This is a genomic window from Mesorhizobium sp. M7A.F.Ca.CA.003.01.2.1 (assembly GCF_003998945.1).
GTDB lineage: Bacteria > Pseudomonadota > Alphaproteobacteria > Rhizobiales > Rhizobiaceae > Mesorhizobium > Mesorhizobium ciceri.
In genome coordinates this window covers 1-725 of record NZ_RZRA01001508.1, presented here as the reverse complement: position 1 = coordinate 725, position 725 = coordinate 1, and the positions used below count along the sequence as shown (strand labels likewise).

Below are 725 nucleotides of genomic sequence, written 5' to 3'. Positions count from 1 at the left end.
GCTCCGCAGCGAACACGCCGACGCCTTCGATCGCACTCGCAGTCACATAGGTTCTGATCAACAACATAGTTCCAGACCCCGCTTTTGGACAGAAACGGCATCGCCAAATCGCGGCGAAAAATCAAGACCGGCCGTCTGCCTGGCGGCTATGAACATGCATTCCGGACGCGAAAAGTCTTCACGTCCGGTTGATCGACACGCCGCCATCGGCAAACAGAGCGGCTCCGGTGGTAAAGCTCGAGGCATCGGAGGCGAGATAGAGCGCCGAGCGAGCGATCTCCTCCGGCATAGCGACACGCTTCAAAGCATGCAGGCCTTCGACGAAGGCCCGTGATTCCGGGGTCTTGAAGGTTGCCGCCGGCGTGTCTGTGCCGCCGGGCAGCAGCGCGTTGACCCGCACGCCTTTCGGGCCGTATTCGGCGGCAAGCACCTGTGTCAGTCCGATCAGGCCGGCCTTGCTCGCGGCATAACTGGTCATGCCTGGCATGCCGACTGTGTGGCCGACGAAGGTGGAGGTGAAGATCAGCGAACCACCGCCACGCTCGACCATTGCCGGCACCTGGTATTTGGCGCCGAGAAACGCGCTGGTGAGATTGGTGTCGAGCGTCTCGCGCCAGCCTTCCAGCGGCAGTTCGGCTATCGGTCCCATCAGGCCGACAGCGCCGGCATTGTTGAAGGCGATGTCGAGCCCGCCGAATTTTTCGACCGCCAGATCGACAAGGGCC

Annotated in this window: 1 protein-coding gene; it reads right to left on the bottom strand. The window is 62.2% G+C overall.

Annotation, left to right across the window (positions count from 1 at the left end):
* Window positions 1-178 precede the first annotated feature (178 nt).
* On the bottom strand, window positions 179-725 hold a 547-nt coding region (locus tag EN969_RS33825), incomplete at its 5' end, for an SDR family oxidoreductase (RefSeq protein ID WP_127419906.1).